The following is a 16,214-nucleotide window of genomic DNA, read 5'->3' on the forward strand; positions in this document are numbered from 1 at the left end:
TTGGCGGGCCGGCGGCGGCCGAGCAGCGCCGCCGCGAGCAGGCGGCGGGTCGGCTGCGGGAACGCGGAAGCGAGCGCCTGGACCATGCGCCCCAGAGTATAGGTTTTCTGTCCTTGTTGCAAGAAGATCGTCGATGTGGGGATTCTCGAGGAAGGAGTAAGGGTTCTGGGAAGGCTTCATCGGGCAGGCAGCAAGTGGGGCACGTTGAAAATCTCGACCTGACGGCTTGCGATCGCGAGCCGATCCACATTCCGGGATCGATCCAGCCGCATGGCCTGCTGCTCGTGGCGGATGCGCTTTCGCATCTCGTGCAGGCAGGGGCAGGAGCCCTGGAGGAGCGCCTCAAGCCTTACTGGCTAGGCCAGCCGCTGGATTTGCTGCTCGCTCAGGAAGTCGCGCCGCAGCTCGCCAGCCTACCTGCAGACGCGACCACCGTGGTTCTCGAGCGGAGAGTTCGGGGTCATGGCGAGATATTCGACGCCGTGGCGCACCGCGCGGGCGAATACCTCGTCGTGGAGCTCGATCCCATCAATCCGCAGCCCATCGAGGCCGTGTCGTTGCTCGGTCGGCTGGATGGGTTCGCACGCTCGTTCGAGCAATCGGGCGATATCACCACGCTGTGCGAGCGGGCGGCGATCGCCTTTCGTGCCCTGACCGGGTTCGACCGGATCATGATCTACCGTTTCGTGGATGACGAAGCCGGGCAGGTGATCGCCGAGGACCGCGAGCCGGAGCTGGCGAGCTTTCTGCATCATCATTTTCCCGGCAGCGATATTCCCCGTCAGGCCCGCGCGCTTTACGTACGCAACCGTGTCCGTTCCATCCCGGATGTCGACTACGTGCCCGCTCCGTTGCGGCCTTCGGGATTTGAACTGCTCGATCTGAGCGACGTCGGCTTGCGCAGCGTTTCACCTGTTCACCTGCAATATCTGCGCAACATGGAGGTTGCGGCAGCCGCATCTTTCTCGATCGTGCGCGACGGCGTGCTGTGGGGGCTGGTTGCCTGCCACCATGCCAGCCCGCGCCGTCTGCCGCGTGACGTGGCCGTTGCCGGCACGGCGCTCGCGAACGCCCTGGCCCGGCAGGTTCAAGCCATGGAGCAGGCTGCAGCCTATGACGAACGGCTCAGGCTGAGATCGGCCATAGACGAGATGGCGACAGAATTTTCCGACGAAAGGAGCGCCGAGCGGATCTTTCAGGATCTCGGCACGCGCTTGTGCCGACTGCTTCGCGCCGACGGCTTCGCTTATGTGGCCGGCGGCAAGGCGCAACCGCACGGCGTCGGTCCCGAGCCGTCCGCGATGGCGGATCTGACGGCATGGGCGCTCGCAAGGTCGCCCACCGAGCCATGGGCCACCCGAAGTCTTTCCCGTCTCTACGATCCTGCCGCGTCCTGGCCGGAACAGGCGAGCGGGCTGCTGATGCTGCCGCTCGCCGACGAGGGGCAGGCCCTGCTCTGGTTCCGGGCCGAGGAGCCGGAGACCGTGCGCTGGGCCGGCAACCCGCACGAGCCGGCAGTTTCCGACGACGACCGACCTCTGACCCCGCGCGCGTCCTTTGCGACCTGGGTCGAGACGGTGCGGGGCCGCTCCCGGGCCTGGACGGTGGAAGAGATCGATGCGGCCCGCCGGATAGGACGAGCGTTCGCCGAAGCCCGGATCAACCGCCGTATCCGTCGTCTCAATGGCGAGCTGCACGCAGCGCTGATCGAGCGAGATGCCCTGCTTCAGCAGAAGAATCTGCTCATGAAGGAGATCGATCACCGCGTCCAGAATTCCTTGCAGATCATCAGCTCCTATCTCTCGTTGCAGGCACACGAGGCAGGCCCGGGGCCGGTGGCTGACCATCTCAACGAAGCCAAGGCCCGCCTGTCGGCCGTTGCGCTGGTGCATCGGCGGCTTTACCGCGCCGACCAGCATGACATCATCGATCTCGGTCAATATCTTCGCGAGCTGCTCGACGATCTGCGCACCGCCCTCGGCAGGGAGTGGCAACCGTTCATCACGTCCGCGTTCGCGCCGCTCCTCGTTGCAGGCAGGCAAGCGATGTCGATCGGGCTGGTCATGACGGAACTCGTGCTCAACGCGAGCAAGTATGCTTACGGAGGATCACCCGGCCCCATCGAGGTCCGGCTGGAGCGCCACCACACCAAGCTGCGCCTTTCAGTGAAGGACGAAGGTCGAGGACGGCAGGCGGTGCGCAGCAGCAGCGGCTTCGGCAGTCGCATGATCGCCGCGACGGTAGGGCAGCTCAAGGGAATGCTCGACTACGACGACAGCCCGGACGGCTTCGGGGCCGTCGTGACCGTGCCCATCGAGTCATGATGCGGGACGAGGCGCCGATTCACGCGGGCAAAAGCGGGTTGCGACAGATCCTTCGGGTCGCGACGACAGCCGATCATCGGGTGCTCGATGCTCTCGGCACCAAGTTCGATCTGGCAAGCCGGTCGGGCTATGCGGCATTCCTGTCCGCACACGCTTCGCTGATCCCGGCGCTGGAAAATCTGCTCGATAAGGGGCCGGTGCCTCCACGATGGCCGCAACGCCGCCGCGCCGGGGCACTCGCGGAGGATCTTGCGGCACTCGGGCGAACCTTGCCGGAGCCTGCCGACGTGCCCGATCTAGCCTCCCCGGCACAGAGAATCGGCGCCCTTTACGTTCTCGAGGGCTCGCGGCTGGGTGGGGCGATCTTGCTGCGGCACGTGACGACGGCTCAGCCGGATGCTCCTGTTGCCTTCCTCGACCATCGAAGTGGGGAAAGATGCTGGGCCACATTCGTCGAATGGCTCGACGGGTTGGATTGCGGAAGCGACGAGCAACGGGCGGCAATCGAAGGCGCAAGACTGACGTTCGCGGCATTTGCAGCCCAGTTCCGCGCATGGCTTGCCACCATCGCGTGACGCAGCTTCGCCTCTCGAGACCGATAATGCCGGGGATTCAGGGACACCATACAAAATCGACCTTTCCGCCTGCCACCCACCCGGGCCTTCCCGCATGAGGCGAGGCTCCGCCTTGCTCGCCCGCCTTCCGGCTGCATCCGGACGAACGTGGCCCGTGCCGGCCCGAGCGCCACGAGGCGGGTCGATTGCGTCTGCCGTCGGCGACATTCCCGAGGGGGAGACGATCCGACAGCCGGGGTCAACCCGCCAGCGTCTCGTGGACGAGCTTGGCCGCGATCAGATCCTCGAGCGCGGAGCCCACGGACTTGAACACGGTGATCTCGTCCTCGCTGCGCCGCCCGGGGTGCCGCCCGCGGACGAGCTCGAACAGGTCGGCGCGGATGCGCTCGGGTGTGAGGGCACCCGCGGCGATGGCGCGGAGGATGTCGCCCGCCTCGGCCAGCGCACCGGCGCGCGTGTCGACGAACACCTCGCCCCGGCGCATCACCTCGTCGTCGCTCTCGCGCATCTCGGGCGTGAAGGCGCCGACGAGATCGAGGTGGGTGCCGGGTGCCAGCCAGGCGCCGCAGACGAGCGGCTCGCGACTCATGGTGGCGCAGGCGACGATGTCGGACGTGCGCACGGCGGCCTCGAGGTCGTCGACGACCGCCACCCGGAAAGGCTCGCCCGCGAGCGCTGCCGCCAGGGCCTCGGCGCGCGGACGGGAGCGGTTCCACAAGCGGACCTCCGCGACCGGCCGGACGGCGGCATGAGCCCGCACGAGATGGGGCGCCATGGCCCCTGCGCCCACCATGGTGAGGACCCGTGCCGCAGGCCGCGCCAGGTAGGAGGCGGCGAGCGCCGAGGCGGCGGCCGTGCGGCGGACCGTGAGCGCGGTTCCGTCCATGACGGCGAGCGGGGTGCCGGTGGGTCCGTCGAACAGGACGTAGACACCCTGGACGGAGGGGAGGCCCTTGGCCTCGTTGCCACTCGCGACGTGGACGAGCTTCACACCCGTGACGTCGCCCGGCTGCCAGGCCGGCATCAGGAGCAGGATGGCGGGGTCCTGCCCGGGCCGCGGCACGGCATGGTGGTGCCGCACCGGAGTCTCGCCGGCGGCACGGAAGCCCTCCCGCAGGCGCTCGATCAGGCGGGCATAAGGGAGAGCCGTCTCGACCGAGGCGGCGTCGATCGCCTTCAGCAAGGGAGCCTCGCTCAGGCGGCGCTGCGCGGGGCGGCGATGGCGATCGCCTGGGTCTTGCGCCGCGCCTGCTCCAGGATCTCCTGCTCCTTGCGCTCGCGCTGGAGCTTCTCCTGGTACTCGACCGCGCGGACCCGGCGGCGCAGCGCCCGCACCTCGCGCCGGTCGCTCAGGCTCGACAGCCACATCGCGACGCCGCCCAAGAGCGCGCCCAGGATCAGGCCGAACAGGAGCACCCCGTAGAGCGGGACCTCGATGTCGAACGGCAGAGGCCAGAAGGCGACCTGGACGGGCGCTCGATTGTCCACCGCCAGCACGACGATGACGATCACGCCCACGAGTGCCAGCAGCAGGCGAAGCAGCTTGATCATCGAGCGCCCTCTCCCTGGGTTCGGTCCGGCGGCGGCCGGCCGGGCTATCCGTCGAGCGCGTTCAGGCGCTCGCGCAGTTCTTTGCCGGTTTTGAAGTAAGGCACAACCTTGTTCGGCACCGCGACCTCGTCGCCGGTGCGGGGATTGCGCCCGATCCGCCCGCCCCTGGCCCGCACCGAGAAGGCGCCGAAGCCGCGCAACTCCACACGGTCGCCGCGGGCGAGGGCGGCGCTGATCTCCTCGAAGATCGTGCTGACGATCCGCTCGATGTCGCGCATGTAGAGGTGAGGGTTGGCGGCGGCCAGACGCTTGATCAGATCCGACTTCGTCATGCCTGCGATCCGGTGCCCATTCGCACGCTGCCGGCCCGCGAGGACGGACCAATTTGCGCCACAGTGCCAAAGGGTTGCGGGATCGTCAAGCAAACGGGGCGGGAAGCCCGAAGCCCCCGCCCCGCCGGAAAAGGCGACCGAAGTCCGGTTCCGCTCAGCCCTTGCTCTGCTCCTCGGCCTTCTGCCGGAAGGCGGCGCCGAGGATGTCGCCGAGGCTGGCCCCGCTGTCGGACGAGCCGTACTCGGCCATGGCCTGCTTCTCGTCCTCGATCTCGAGCGCCTTGACCGAGAGCGTGAGACGCCGGTTGATCGCGTCCACGCTCATCACCTTGGCATCGAGCTTCTCGCCGGGGGCGAAGCGCTCGGGGCGTTGCTCGTCGCGGTCACGGGCGAGCTCGGCCTTGCGGATGAAGCCGATCGCACCCGAGGTGGTCTCGACCTCGACCCCGCCCGGCGTCACCTCGCGGATCGTGCAGGTGACGCGATCACCCTTCTTGATGCCGGCGATCGCGGCCTTGAACGGATCCTCGGCGAGCTGCTTGATGCCGAGCGAGATGCGCTCCTTCTCGACGTCGACGTCGAGCACCTGAGCGCGGACGACATCACCCTTGCTGTACTTCTTGATCGCCTCCTCGCCGGGGAGCTCCCAGTCGAGGTCGGACAGATGCACCATGCCGTCGATGTCGTTCTCGAGGCCGATGAACAGACCGAACTCGGTGATGTTGCGGACCTCGCCCTCGACCACCGAGCCGATCGGGTGATGCTCGAGGAACAGCTCCCACGGGTTGCCGAGGCACTGCTTGAGGCCGAGGCTGATCCGCCGCTTCTCGGGATCGACCTCGAGCACCATGACCTCGACCTCCTGGGACGAGGACACGATCTTGCCGGGGTGCACGTTCTTCTTGGTCCAGCTCATCTCGGAGACGTGGACCAGGCCCTCGACGCCCGGCTCGAGCTCGACGAAGGCGCCGTAGTCGGTGATGTTGGTGACGCGGCCGTGGAACTTCGCACCCACCGGGTACTTGAGCTCCACACCCTCCCACGGATCGGCCTCGAGCTGCTTCATGCCGAGGCTGATGCGCTGGGTCTCGCGATTGAAGCGGATCACCTGCACGCGCACGGTCTGGCCGACATGGAGCACGTCGCTCGGATGGTTGACGCGCTTCCAAGAGATATCGGTGACGTGGAGCAGGCCATCGAGGCCGCCGAGGTCGACGAACGCGCCGTAGTCGGTGATGTTCTTGACCACGCCTTCGAGAATCTGGCCCTCCTGGAGGGTGGCGAGGAGCTCGTTCCGCTGCTCCGCCCGGCTCTCCTCGAGCACCGCGCGCCGGCTGACCACGATGTTGCCGCGACGGCGATCCATCTTGAGGATCAGGAAGGGCTCGGGCTTGTTGATGAGCGGGCCGATGTCGCGCACGGGTCGGATGTCGACCTGGCTGCCGGGCAGGAAGGCCACCGCCCCGCCGAGATCGACGGCGAAGCCACCCTTGACGCGGCCGAAGATGTGGCCTTCGACCTTGCTCTGCTCGTTGAACGCGCGCTCGAGCCGGTTCCAGCTCTCCTCGCGGCGCGCCTTGTCGCGGCTGAGGACGACCTCGCCGCTCTTGTTCTCGAACCGCTCGACATAGACCTCGACCACGTCGCCCACGCGGACCTCGGGCGTCTGGCCGGGGCCGGCGAACTCCTTGAGCGGGATCCGGCCTTCGGACTTCAGGCCGACGTCGACCACCACCACGTCGTCGTCGATGTCGACGACCGTGCCCCGGACGACGGTTCCTTCAAGACGGCTGCTCGAGCCCAGGGTCTCATCCAGCATCGCCTGGAACTCGTCCAGGGAAGCCCGGGTCTCGGTGGCTAGGGTGGTCTCCTGCATTCCAGCTCCTAGAAGGCACGCTCTCTCGCTGTCGAGCGCACCCGGCCCAGCCACGGCGGCTGGGGTTGGGGTTGACGGATCGATGTCGGCTCAGGCCACGGACGAATGCCGCCTCTCGAGCTGGCTCTCGATGTAGCGCCGGGCCGCCTCGAACGCCGCATCGGCATCGAGGCCGGTCGAATCGAGCACCCAGGCGTCGGGGGCAACACGCATGGGCGCGACCGCGCGATCCGAATCGCGGCGATCACGCTCCCGTAGCTCCGCCAGAACTGCGGCGTATATAGGCGCTTCCCCACGCTGCCGCAACTCCTCGTACCGCCGCCGCGCCCGTTCCTCCTCGCTCGCGGTCACGAACAGCTTGAAGGTGGCATCGGGGCAGACCACCGTGCCGACGTCGCGGCCGGCGAGCACGGCACCGGGCGGCCGGGCGGCGAAGCGGCGCTGGAACGGCAGGAGGGCCGCGCGCACGGCCGGCACCGCCGCCACCTTCGAGGCGCCCTGGCCGATGGCCTCGCCCTTGAGCCGGTTGGGCTGGACGTCCTCGGCCTCGAGCTCCTCGGCCGTGCGCACCGCCGCCGCCGCATCACCGGGATCGAGATCGTGATCGAGCATGGCCTTGGCCACGGCGCGATAGAGCAGGCCGGTGTCGAGGAAGCGCAGGCCGAAATGCAGGGCGAGGCGCTTGGCGAGCGTGCTCTTGCCCGAGGCCGCCGGGCCGTCGACGGCGATGACGAGATGGGGGTTCATGCGAGGCTCTCCTTCACCTCGGTGATCTCCGCACCCAGACCGTTCATGAGCTCGGCGAAGCCCGGGAAGCTGGTCTCGATCGCCTCGGCCCCTTTCACCGTGACCGGAGCCTCGGCCCGTCCGCCGAGGACGAGGAAGCTCATGGCGATGCGGTGATCGAGCCTGGCGTCGATCAGGGCGCCGCCCCGGACGCGCGCCGCGCCGTGGACGACGAGATCGTCGCCCTCGACCTCGACGGCGACACCGCAGGCAGCGAGGCCGTCGGCCATGACCGCGAGGCGGTCGCTTTCCTTGACCCTGAGCTCCGAGAGGCCGCGCATGATCGTCGCCCCTTCCGCGAACGCGGCCGCCACCGCGAGGATCGGATACTCGTCGATCATGGTGGGCGCCCGCTCGGCCGGCACCTCGACTCCCCGGAGCGGTCCGCCCCTGACGACGAGATCGCCCACGGGCTCGCCGCCCGCTACGGCCTCGTTCTCGATCCCGATCCGCGCTCCCATCTCGACGAGCGTGGCATAGAGGCCGGTGCGCAGGGGGTTGAGGCCGACGCGCTCGAGCCGGACCTCGGAGCCGGCGGCGAGCGCTGCCGCCACGGCCGGAAAGCCGGCCGAGGACGGATCGCCCGGCACCACGAAGCTCTGCGGCCGGAGCTCGGGCTGGCCCGTGATCGTGACCCGCCGACCACCGGTCTCGGTGGGCTCGCTCACGATCGTCGCCCCCATGGCGGTCAGCATGCGCTCGCTGTGGTCGCGCGAAGGCAGCGGCTCGATCACGGTCGTCGAGCCCGGCGCGTGCAGCCCGGCGAGCAGCACGGCCGATTTCACCTGCGCCGAAGCGACCTTGCTCTCGTGGACGATCGGCAGGAGATCGGTGCGGCCGGTCACGGCCAGAGGCAGGCGGCCGCCGCTGCGCGAGACGAAGCTGGCGCCCATGCGGGCGAGCGGCTCGATCACGCGGCGCATCGGGCGCGAGCGCAAGGAAGCGTCGCCGGTCATGAAGCTCGTGAAGGCGTGGCCGGCGAGGAGCCCCATGAGCAGGCGCGCGCCGGTGCCGGCGTTACCGAGGTCGAGCACGTCCGAAGGCTCGGCGAGGCCGCCGACACCCACCCCCCAGACCCGCCAGCAGCCGGGGGCGCCGCGCTCGACCTCCACACCCATGGCGCGGAGCGCGCGAGCGGTGGCCAGCACGTCCTCGCCCTCGAGCAGGCCCTCGATCCGACTCTCGCCTACCGCCATGGCGGCCAGCATCAGCGACCGATGGGAGATGGACTTGTCGCCCGGCAACGCAACCGCGCCGGAAAGAGCGCCATGCGGCGCCGCCCGCAACAACATGCTCTAGCCCTAATGGATGCCCGGCTCGTTCGATCCTCGCCGCCGCGGGCGCGACAGCGAGCGCCGCGGTGCCACCGCGCGCGGAAATTGCTTTTGACAGGTCGGGGCGATCATGGCAATTGCCCCGCTCGCCTTGCGACCAGTCTTCCGGAGAACTCCTTTGGCCAAGCCGGAATGGGGTACCAAGCGGACGTGCCAGAGCTGTGGCGCCCGCTTCTACGACTTCGGCCGTTCCCCGATCATCTGCCCCGCCTGCGGCGCCGTGTTCGACCTCGAGGTCCTGAACCGGGCCCGCCGCACGCGCCCGGCCGTGCGCACCGCCACGGTCGCCGCCGAGGAGGAGGATACCACACCCGAGGACACCGAGCTTCTCGAGAGCGATGCCGAGCTCGAGGAGGAGGTGGAGGTCGAGGAGGACGAGGTCATCGCCGAGAGCGAGGACGAGGCCCAGGACGAGGACGAGGCCCTGATCGAGGACGCCTCGGAGCTGGGCGAGGACGAGGACATGTCGGACGTCATCGACAGCGACATCGACGAGGAGCCGCGCTGATCGTCCTTGGCGCCCGGGCAAATTTCCCCTTGCGCGGGCCGGCCTTCTTCCTTATCTAGCCGCCTGCGCACCGGTGGGGCCGTAGCTCAGTTGGGAGAGCGCCTGAATGGCATTCAGGAGGTCGTCGGTTCGACTCCGATCGGCTCCACCAAATTCCCTCGGCTAAATGGCGCACGACGATAGCCCGCCCTATATGGCGGGCTTTCGCTTTTTCGCCGTTCCTCACACGCCCGAGCTGCTCCGAGGGTGGCGGTTTGCCGCGTTTCACGCTGTCGGCTCGCCCAACCCGTCCCGTTTCGGGTAGAAGGACCGTGCAATCTCCAGACGGTCGACCGATGTGGAGCCACGACAGCGAGCAGGACGAACTCGACAGAGACGAGAGTCGTGTATCGTCGTCGGGCAGCGGCGAGGCAGCGGCTGGCGACGGTCCGTACGATCCGACGCCGATGCCGACCGCGCTGCCGCCGGCGCCTTGGGCGAGGTTCGCCCGTCTCGCTCGCCGCCTGCTGCGGGCACGTGCCGTGGCCGTCTGCCGCCCGAACGGCAGCCGCGTCGCGATCGCGGCCGCCGACGACATGCCCGCAGCCGATCCGGCGCTCGTGGACCGGCTCGTGAAGCGGGCCCTCCTCGAGCGCGGGCCGGTAGCGCTCGCCACCCTGCCGGAAGCTCCTGCCGCTCAAGCCGTCGACGGATCCGGCGGCTGTGCCTGCCTCGCCGTGCCGCTGCCGGTCGATGCCGGCGACATGCCGCTCGTTCTTTGCGCCTTCGATGACGGTGCTGCAGGCTGGTCGGAGGAAGACCTCGCCGCGGTCGCCGATCTGGCCGAGGCAGCAGCCGCCGAGACGGCGCTCCATCACGAGCGCACCGCGCGCCGACAGGCGGAGACGATGCTCGCACACGAGCAGGAGCGGGCCTCGCTCGCGCTCGCCGCCGGCAACATGGCAGTGTGGGAGACGGAGATCGGCACGGACCGTCTGATCCGGCCGGAAGCGTTCACCGAGCTCCTGCGGCTGCCGCCCGGCCGGTTCGAGGGCAGCATCCACGAGCTCATCGCCTTCGTGCTCGAAGAGGATCGACCCGCCCTGATCGAGCAGCGCGAGGCGATGCTCGCAGGAGAAATCCCCGGTATAGAGGCCGAGTTCCGGGTGCGCTGTGCCGACGGCGCGATCCGCTGGTTCCGGGTGAAGGCCCGTGTCCGCCGCGACGGGGCCGGAGCGCCGTCGTCGACCCTCGGCGTCGCCATGGACGTCACGGCGCTCAAGGAGGCCGAATCGGCGCTGCGCGCGAGCGAGGAGCGGCATCGCCTGGCGCTCGCCGCCATGCACGGTATCGTCTACGAGCACGATCTCGCCAGCGGCCGCCTGAGCCTGTCGGGAGAGATAGCGACGCTGCTCGGCCTACCGGAGGATCTGCACGAGGTCGATGCGCGCTGGTGGATGGAGCGCGTCCATCCCGACGACCGCGCCCATCTGAGCTGCACGCTGGAGGAGATGTCCGCCTCGTGCGGCAGCACGAGCTTCTCGCTCGAGTACCGCATGCGACACCAAAGCGGCCGCTGGCTTCATGTCCGTGACCGTGCCTTCGTGATGCGGGACGATGCCGGCCGCTCCGTGCGGCTCGCCGGCATCGTCTCGGACATCACCGAGTCCGTGCTGGCGCTGGAAGCGCTGCGGCAGAACGAGCAGCGTCTCCGTCTGGCCCTGGCATCGGCGCCAGTGGCGCTCTTCGAGCAGGATCGGGATCTCCGCTACCGCTGGACGCACAACCCGAACCTTCCCATGCACCCTGCGGAGATGCTCGGCCGGACGGACGCCGAACTCTTCGGTCCCGAGGTCGCCGCTCCGCTCGAGGCGTTCAAGCGCCGCGTGCTCGCGGGCAGCACCGAGACGGCCGAGGTGACGCTGGCGTTGCCCGAAGGAACGCGCATTCTCGAGCTCCACGCCGAGCCACGCCACGATACGGCCGGCAGGGTGATCGGGCTCACCGGGGCCGCGATCGACATCACCGAGCGCAAGCTGGCCGAGGAGCAGCGCGAGATCCTGCTGCGCGAGCTCAATCACCGCGTGAAGAACCTGCTGGCCGTGGTGCAGGCGATCGCGCATCAGACGGCCGCCCGCTCCGAGACGGTGCCGACGTTCCTGCAGGCTTTCAACGGACGCCTCGGGGCGCTCGCGGCAGCACAGGGCAAGCTCACGGCACATGGCTGGCGCGGGGTGGACCTGCGCGAGCTCGTGCATCAGACCCTCGAGCCCCTGGATCTCGCGGACGGACGCCGGGTGCGCACCCAGGTCGAAAGCCTGCCGGTCGCGGCACGGGCGGCGCAGAGCCTGGCCCTGGCGCTCTACGAGCTCGCGACCAACGCGAGCAAGTACGGCGCTCTCTCGGTGCCCGAGGGCGGGGTGGAGCTTACCGCGTCCGTGACCGCCACACCGGGGCAGCCTGCGCTCGAGATCCGCTGGCGCGAATGGGGCGGTCCGCCGGTCGGGCCCCCGACCCGCCAGGGCTTCGGCACGCGGCTGCTCACCCGGATGATAGCACGGCAGCATCACGGGCAGGTCCATCTGGACTGGGATCCTGCCGGGCTCGTCTGCCGGCTGGTGCTGCCGCTCGATCGGGTTCTCGACAGGAGGCAGCCCTTCCATCCGGCCGTGCGCTGAATTCTCGCGCCGCAATCGTTATAGACGGGCCACGAAGTCGCATTCTGGTATCAGAATCGGCTCGATAAAAGACCTCATCTGGTCCACCATGGCGAGAGGCAGCCGGATGGAAGGGCCGCAGGGGACACATCGTGCGACGAGCCGGGGAGTGCCGATCTTCGGATCACCCGGCCGAGCGCGATCCTCCGCCGCCTCATCCCTCGTCCCGCCGACAGGCTCGTGTGCGGAGAACTTGGATGCCCGACCCCCGTGGCAGGAACGGCTTCGACGGGTTCCTACGGTATCTCGCCGTGTTCTTCGTGTGCGTGATTCTGGGCATGGTCGCAGCCAACACGCTGTTCCCCGCCGCTTCCGCGCCCACATTCGAGACCGTTCCCTACTCGCGCCTCCATGCCGAGATCGAGAGCGAGCACGTGCTCGAGGCCACGATCGAGGGCTCCAAGGTCCGCGCCATCCTCGACAACGGTCAGCGCATCGTCGCCACGGCGCCGGACGATGCCACGCTGATCCCCCGCCTGCTCAGGATCGGCGCCGTCGTGACGGTGGCCGAGCCCGGCATCGACCTCCTGGGCATCGTGCTCACCTGGCTGCCGGCTCTGCTACTCGCCGGCGTGATGGTCTGGATCTACCAGCGCACGCACGGGGCCGTGGCGCGTCCGCAGTCCCGCCGCCCCACGATGCGTGCGACCAACGTGCGGTTCGACGACGTGGCGGGGATCGACGAGGTGAAGGCCGAGCTCAGCGAGCTCGTGGATTATCTCAAGGACCCGAGCCGCTTCGCCGCGATCGGCGCCAAGATCCCGCGAGGGGTGCTGCTCGCGGGCAGTCCCGGCGTCGGCAAGACCCTGATCGCGCGCGCCGTCGCCGGTGAGGCCGGGGTGCCGTTCTTCGCGGCCTCGGGCGCCGAGTTCGTCGAGATGTTCGTGGGCGTGGGCGCCAAGCGCGTGCGCGAGCTGTTCGCGCAGGCGAAGAAGGTGGCACCCGCCATCGTGTTCATCGACGAGATCGACGCGGTCGGCCGTCGGCGCAGCGCCTCCGGCACCGGTAGCAACGACGAGCGCGAGCAGACCTTGAACCAGATCCTGGTCGAGATGGACGGGTTCGAGGGCACCGGCGGCGTCATCGTCATCGCCGCCACCAACCGCCCGGACGTGCTCGATCCGGCGCTCCTGCGCCCCGGCCGCTTCGACCGGCGGATCGACGTGCCGCTGCCCGACCTCGCCGGCCGCTTCCGCATCCTGCAGCTCTATGCCGCCAAGGTACGCCTGTCGCGGCTGGTCGATCTCTTCATGGTGGCGCGCGCCACGCCGGGCTTCTCGGGTGCCGACCTCGCCAACGTGATGAACGAGGCGGCCCTGGCCGCGGCGCGCGCCGGCCGGGTGGCGGTGGAGCCTCATGACCTGCAGCACGCCATCGACCGCTCGATCATGGGCCTCGCCCGCCGCTCGCTCGTGATGAGCGAGGAGGAGCGCCGGCTCACCGCCTACCACGAGGCCGGGCACGCGCTCACCGCGGCGCTGCTTCCCGACAGCGATCCGATCCACAAGGCCACGATCGTGCCGCACGGCAGTGCCCTTGGCATGGTGGTGCGCCTGCCGGAGCGCGACCGGATCTCGGTCAGCCGCAGGAAGCTCGAGGCCGACCTCATCGTCGCCATGGCCGGCCGGGCGGCGGAGGAGATCGTGTTCGGCGAGGACGCCGTCACCGCCGGTGCGGCGGGCGACATCGACCAGGCGACCCGGCTCGTGCGCAAGATGATCACCGAATGGGGCATGGACGAGGAGATCGGTCTCGTGCGCGCGGTCGAGACCGACCATCGCACCGGCGAGCCGATCCCGCTCGGCGAGGAGACCCGTCGCGCCATCGATCGCCGGGTCAAGGAGAAGATCGCCCGCGCCTACGAGGAGGCCAAGGCCATGCTGCTCGCGCGCCGCGATCTCCTCGACGAGCTGAGCCAGGCGCTTCTCGAGCGCGAGACCATTCCCGGCCAGGAGATCATGGCCATGGTCCACGCGCCCAGAGCGACATCGATCGCGGCCTGAGCGGGGTGCCGTCCGCGCTCAGTCGAGGACGGTCTCGATCTCCTGCACGCTCGGCAGCACATGATCGGCGAGATCGGCGACGCGGTGCAAGGGTGTGGCACCGGTGCGGACGGCGATGGCGCGAGCACAGCCGGCACGCCTCGCCATCAGGAGATCGGCCGGGGTGTCGCCGACGACGATCACCTCGGCGGGCTCGAGCCCGCAGGCGGCGCAGAAGGCCAGCACCATGCCGGGGCCGGGCTTCTCGCCGTGGCCGGCATCGGCCCCCACGACGAAGTCGAGCCGGTCCGCGATTCCGAGCCGGGTCAGGGTGGCGTACGCCACCGCGGTGTCGTCCATGGTCGCCATGCCGAGCACGAGGCCGCGGCCGCGCAGCCGGGCGAACAGGCTGGGGAGGTCGCCCACCGGCCGCGGCGGGTAGCGCTCGAGATCGGAGAAATGCCGCTGCACGATCTCGTGCACGTCGAGCCCGTGGGCCACCTCCGGTGTCGCCGCCCAGTGCGCGGCGATGGCGTCGTTCGTGGCCCACAGGAGCGGGCTGTCCTCGGCGAACGTGTCGGACGGCACGTCGTAGCCCAAACGGGCCAGCAGGCGATGCTCGAGCGCCGTGCCGCCGCCGAGGTGCCTGGCGAGCTCGGCGGCCACCCCACGATAGGCCGGGACCCAGGTGGCGCGGAAATCGATCAGCGTGCCGTCCTTGTCGAACAGCACGCCGCGCGGGCGGGGAGCGATTCTATCGGAAGAGGTGGACAACCGCTCACTTCCTTGTCATCGCGGCCGTGAGCCGCTTCGGTTGCAGGCGGCGGGACGGTGTGGTCGTTAGAGGTGGCCGCCGCCGTTCGAGAAACGCCCGGAAATGCTTCGGACACAAGGGGAGAAGATGCGCATGCGACGTGGATGGCTCGGGTTTGCCGCGCTGGGACTCCTGACCCTCGGCATCGGCGGGGCGGTCGCCGCCGAGAAGGAGGGCGTCTACAAGGAGCGCGAGACCCTGATGAAGGGCTTCGGCAAGCAGATGACCATCGTCAAGGGTGTCGTCGCCGAGAACAAGGGCACGCTCACCGACGCCGAGGCCGCGGCCAAGGAGATCGCGGCCAGGGCCGACCACATCCCGTCCGTGTTCCCGCAAGGCACCAATCAGGGGGAAAGCGAGGCGCTGCCGGTCATCTGGCAGCAGTGGGACGAGTTCGAGGCCAAGGCCAGGAACATGCAGAGCCTCGCGGCCAAGCTCGCGAGCGCCGCGGGCTCGGGCGACAAGCAGGCCACCCTCGCCGCCTTCGGCGAGCTCGGCAAGAACGGCTGCGGCGGCTGCCACGAGACCTTCCGCAAGAAGAAGTCGTCGTAAGGTACCATGCAGCGGATCGTCGCCGGCGTCCTCGCCGTGGCTCTCCCGGTGCTGGCGGGTGCGTCTGCCGCCAGCGCCGCCGATCCGGACCTCGTCAAAAAGGGCGAGCTGTTCTTCCACATCGGCGGCTGCACCGACTGCCATACCAGGAAGGACGGCCCGCTCCTCGCCGGCGGCGATCCGATCAACACCCCGTTCGGCACGTTCTATCCGCCCAACATCACGCCCGATCCCGAGACCGGGATCGGCGGCTGGAGCGAGGCCGACTTCATCCGCGCCATGCACGAGGGCGTCTCGCCCGAGGGCGAGCCCTACTACCCCGCCTTCCCCTACACCTCCTACACCAAGGTGAGCGAGGAGGACCTGAAGGCGCTCAAGGCCTATCTCGACACGATCCCGCCGGTGAAGCAGGCGAGCCGGCCGCACGAGCTGTCGTTTCCCTACAACCAGCGCTGGGCCATGCGGTTCTGGCAGTGGGCGTTCTTCGCGCCCGGCCGCTTCGAGCCCGATCCTGCCCGCGACGCTGCCTGGAACCGTGGCGCCTATCTCGTGCAGGGCTTCGGCCACTGCGGCGAGTGCCACACGCCGCGCAACGCCCTGGGTGTGCCCGAGGCGGATCGCGCCTTCACCGGTGCGCAGCTCGGCAAGGAGAAGGTGCCCAACATCACGGGCGATCCCGCGGTGGGCCTGGGCAAGTGGAGCGAGGACGACATCGTGACGCTGCTCAAGCTCGGGATGACCCCAGACGGCGATTTCGTGGGCTCCGACATGGCGAAGGTGGTCAAGAACAACACGAGCCCGCTGCCGGACGAGGATCTGCGGGCGATCGCCACCTACCTGAAGAGCCTGCCTCCGGCGCGCTGAGGAGCGACCGCGCGCTCGCT

Annotated in this window: 14 protein-coding genes and 1 tRNA gene; 8 read left to right on the forward strand and 7 right to left on the reverse strand. The window is 69.2% G+C overall.

The features are described 5' to 3' along the window. The first annotated feature begins 194 nt into the window (after nucleotides 1-194). Both U1T56_RS15005 and U1T56_RS15010 read left to right on the forward strand, forming a co-directional pair. The gene (locus tag U1T56_RS15005; protein ID WP_418160297.1) at nucleotides 195-2,324 is read left to right on the forward strand and encodes a histidine kinase dimerization/phosphoacceptor domain -containing protein; all 2,130 of its coding nucleotides are present in this window, start codon (nucleotides 195-197) and stop codon (nucleotides 2,322-2,324) included. Beyond that, nucleotides 2,321-2,899 (forward strand): biliverdin-producing heme oxygenase, encoded by a 579-nt coding sequence (locus tag U1T56_RS15010; RefSeq protein WP_418160298.1) that lies wholly within the window; start codon nucleotides 2,321-2,323, stop codon nucleotides 2,897-2,899. The genes U1T56_RS15005 and U1T56_RS15010 overlap by 4 nt, the downstream gene beginning before the upstream one ends. A 238-nt stretch (nucleotides 2,900-3,137) precedes the next feature. On the opposite strand, the gene lhpI is transcribed toward U1T56_RS15010, so the two are convergent. From lhpI to aroA, 6 genes are all read right to left on the reverse strand, one after another. Beyond that, nucleotides 3,138-4,082, reverse strand: a complete 945-nt coding sequence (lhpI, locus tag U1T56_RS15015; RefSeq protein WP_418160299.1) for a bifunctional Delta(1)-pyrroline-2-carboxylate/Delta(1)-piperideine-2-carboxylate reductase — start codon at nucleotides 4,080-4,082, stop codon at nucleotides 3,138-3,140. Nucleotides 4,083-4,093: 11 nt separating this feature from the next. Then, nucleotides 4,094-4,450: a lipopolysaccharide assembly protein LapA domain-containing protein gene (locus U1T56_RS15020; protein WP_418160300.1), complete on the reverse strand. Its 357-nt coding sequence runs from the start codon at nucleotides 4,448-4,450 to the stop codon at nucleotides 4,094-4,096. A gap of 44 nt (nucleotides 4,451-4,494) precedes the next feature. Beyond that, nucleotides 4,495-4,782, reverse strand: coding sequence for an integration host factor subunit beta (locus tag U1T56_RS15025; protein WP_418160301.1), 288 nt, complete (start codon nucleotides 4,780-4,782; stop codon nucleotides 4,495-4,497). A gap of 154 nt (nucleotides 4,783-4,936) precedes the next feature. Continuing rightward, entirely contained in the window at nucleotides 4,937-6,658 is a 1,722-nt protein-coding gene (gene rpsA, locus U1T56_RS15030; RefSeq protein WP_418160302.1) for a 30S ribosomal protein S1, read from the reverse strand. A 90-nt stretch (nucleotides 6,659-6,748) separates the two neighbouring features. After that, entirely contained in the window at nucleotides 6,749-7,405 is a 657-nt protein-coding gene (gene cmk / locus U1T56_RS15035) for a (d)CMP kinase (RefSeq protein WP_418160303.1), read from the reverse strand. Next, nucleotides 7,402-8,736, reverse strand: a complete 1,335-nt coding sequence (aroA, locus tag U1T56_RS15040; RefSeq protein ID WP_418160304.1) for a 3-phosphoshikimate 1-carboxyvinyltransferase — start codon at nucleotides 8,734-8,736, stop codon at nucleotides 7,402-7,404. The genes cmk and aroA overlap by 4 nt, the downstream gene beginning before the upstream one ends. A gap of 160 nt (nucleotides 8,737-8,896) precedes the next feature. On the opposite strand from aroA, the gene U1T56_RS15045 reads away from it, so the two are divergent. From U1T56_RS15045 to ftsH, 4 genes are all read left to right on the forward strand, one after another. After that, entirely contained in the window at nucleotides 8,897-9,286 is a 390-nt protein-coding gene (locus U1T56_RS15045; protein WP_418160305.1) for a TIGR02300 family protein, read from the forward strand. A gap of 75 nt (nucleotides 9,287-9,361) precedes the next feature. Further along, nucleotides 9,362-9,437: transfer RNA gene (locus U1T56_RS15050), tRNA-Ala, on the forward strand. A 295-nt stretch (nucleotides 9,438-9,732) separates the two neighbouring features. Then, nucleotides 9,733-11,943: a PAS domain-containing protein gene (locus tag U1T56_RS15055; protein WP_418160306.1), complete on the forward strand. Its 2,211-nt coding sequence runs from the start codon at nucleotides 9,733-9,735 to the stop codon at nucleotides 11,941-11,943. A 236-nt stretch (nucleotides 11,944-12,179) separates the two neighbouring features. After that, the gene (gene ftsH, locus U1T56_RS15060) at nucleotides 12,180-13,985 is read left to right on the forward strand and encodes an ATP-dependent zinc metalloprotease FtsH (RefSeq protein WP_418160307.1); all 1,806 of its coding nucleotides are present in this window, start codon (nucleotides 12,180-12,182) and stop codon (nucleotides 13,983-13,985) included. 18 nt (nucleotides 13,986-14,003) lie between these two features. On the opposite strand, the gene U1T56_RS15065 is transcribed toward ftsH, so the two are convergent. Next, entirely contained in the window at nucleotides 14,004-14,738 is a 735-nt protein-coding gene (locus U1T56_RS15065) for an HAD family hydrolase (protein WP_418160308.1), read from the reverse strand. 133 nt (nucleotides 14,739-14,871) lie between these two features. Here U1T56_RS15065 and U1T56_RS15070 point away from each other — a divergent pair, with 133 nt between their 5' ends. Both U1T56_RS15070 and U1T56_RS15075 read left to right on the forward strand, forming a co-directional pair. Then, the gene (locus U1T56_RS15070; RefSeq protein ID WP_418160309.1) at nucleotides 14,872-15,330 is read left to right on the forward strand and encodes a c-type cytochrome; all 459 of its coding nucleotides are present in this window, start codon (nucleotides 14,872-14,874) and stop codon (nucleotides 15,328-15,330) included. A 6-nt stretch (nucleotides 15,331-15,336) separates the two neighbouring features. Beyond that, the gene (locus U1T56_RS15075) at nucleotides 15,337-16,194 is read left to right on the forward strand and encodes a c-type cytochrome (protein ID WP_418160310.1); all 858 of its coding nucleotides are present in this window, start codon (nucleotides 15,337-15,339) and stop codon (nucleotides 16,192-16,194) included. Nucleotides 16,195-16,214: the final 20 nt, after the last annotated feature.

It is taken from the genome of Benzoatithermus flavus (genome assembly GCF_037908215.1).
GTDB lineage: Bacteria > Pseudomonadota > Alphaproteobacteria > Geminicoccales > Geminicoccaceae > Benzoatithermus > Benzoatithermus flavus.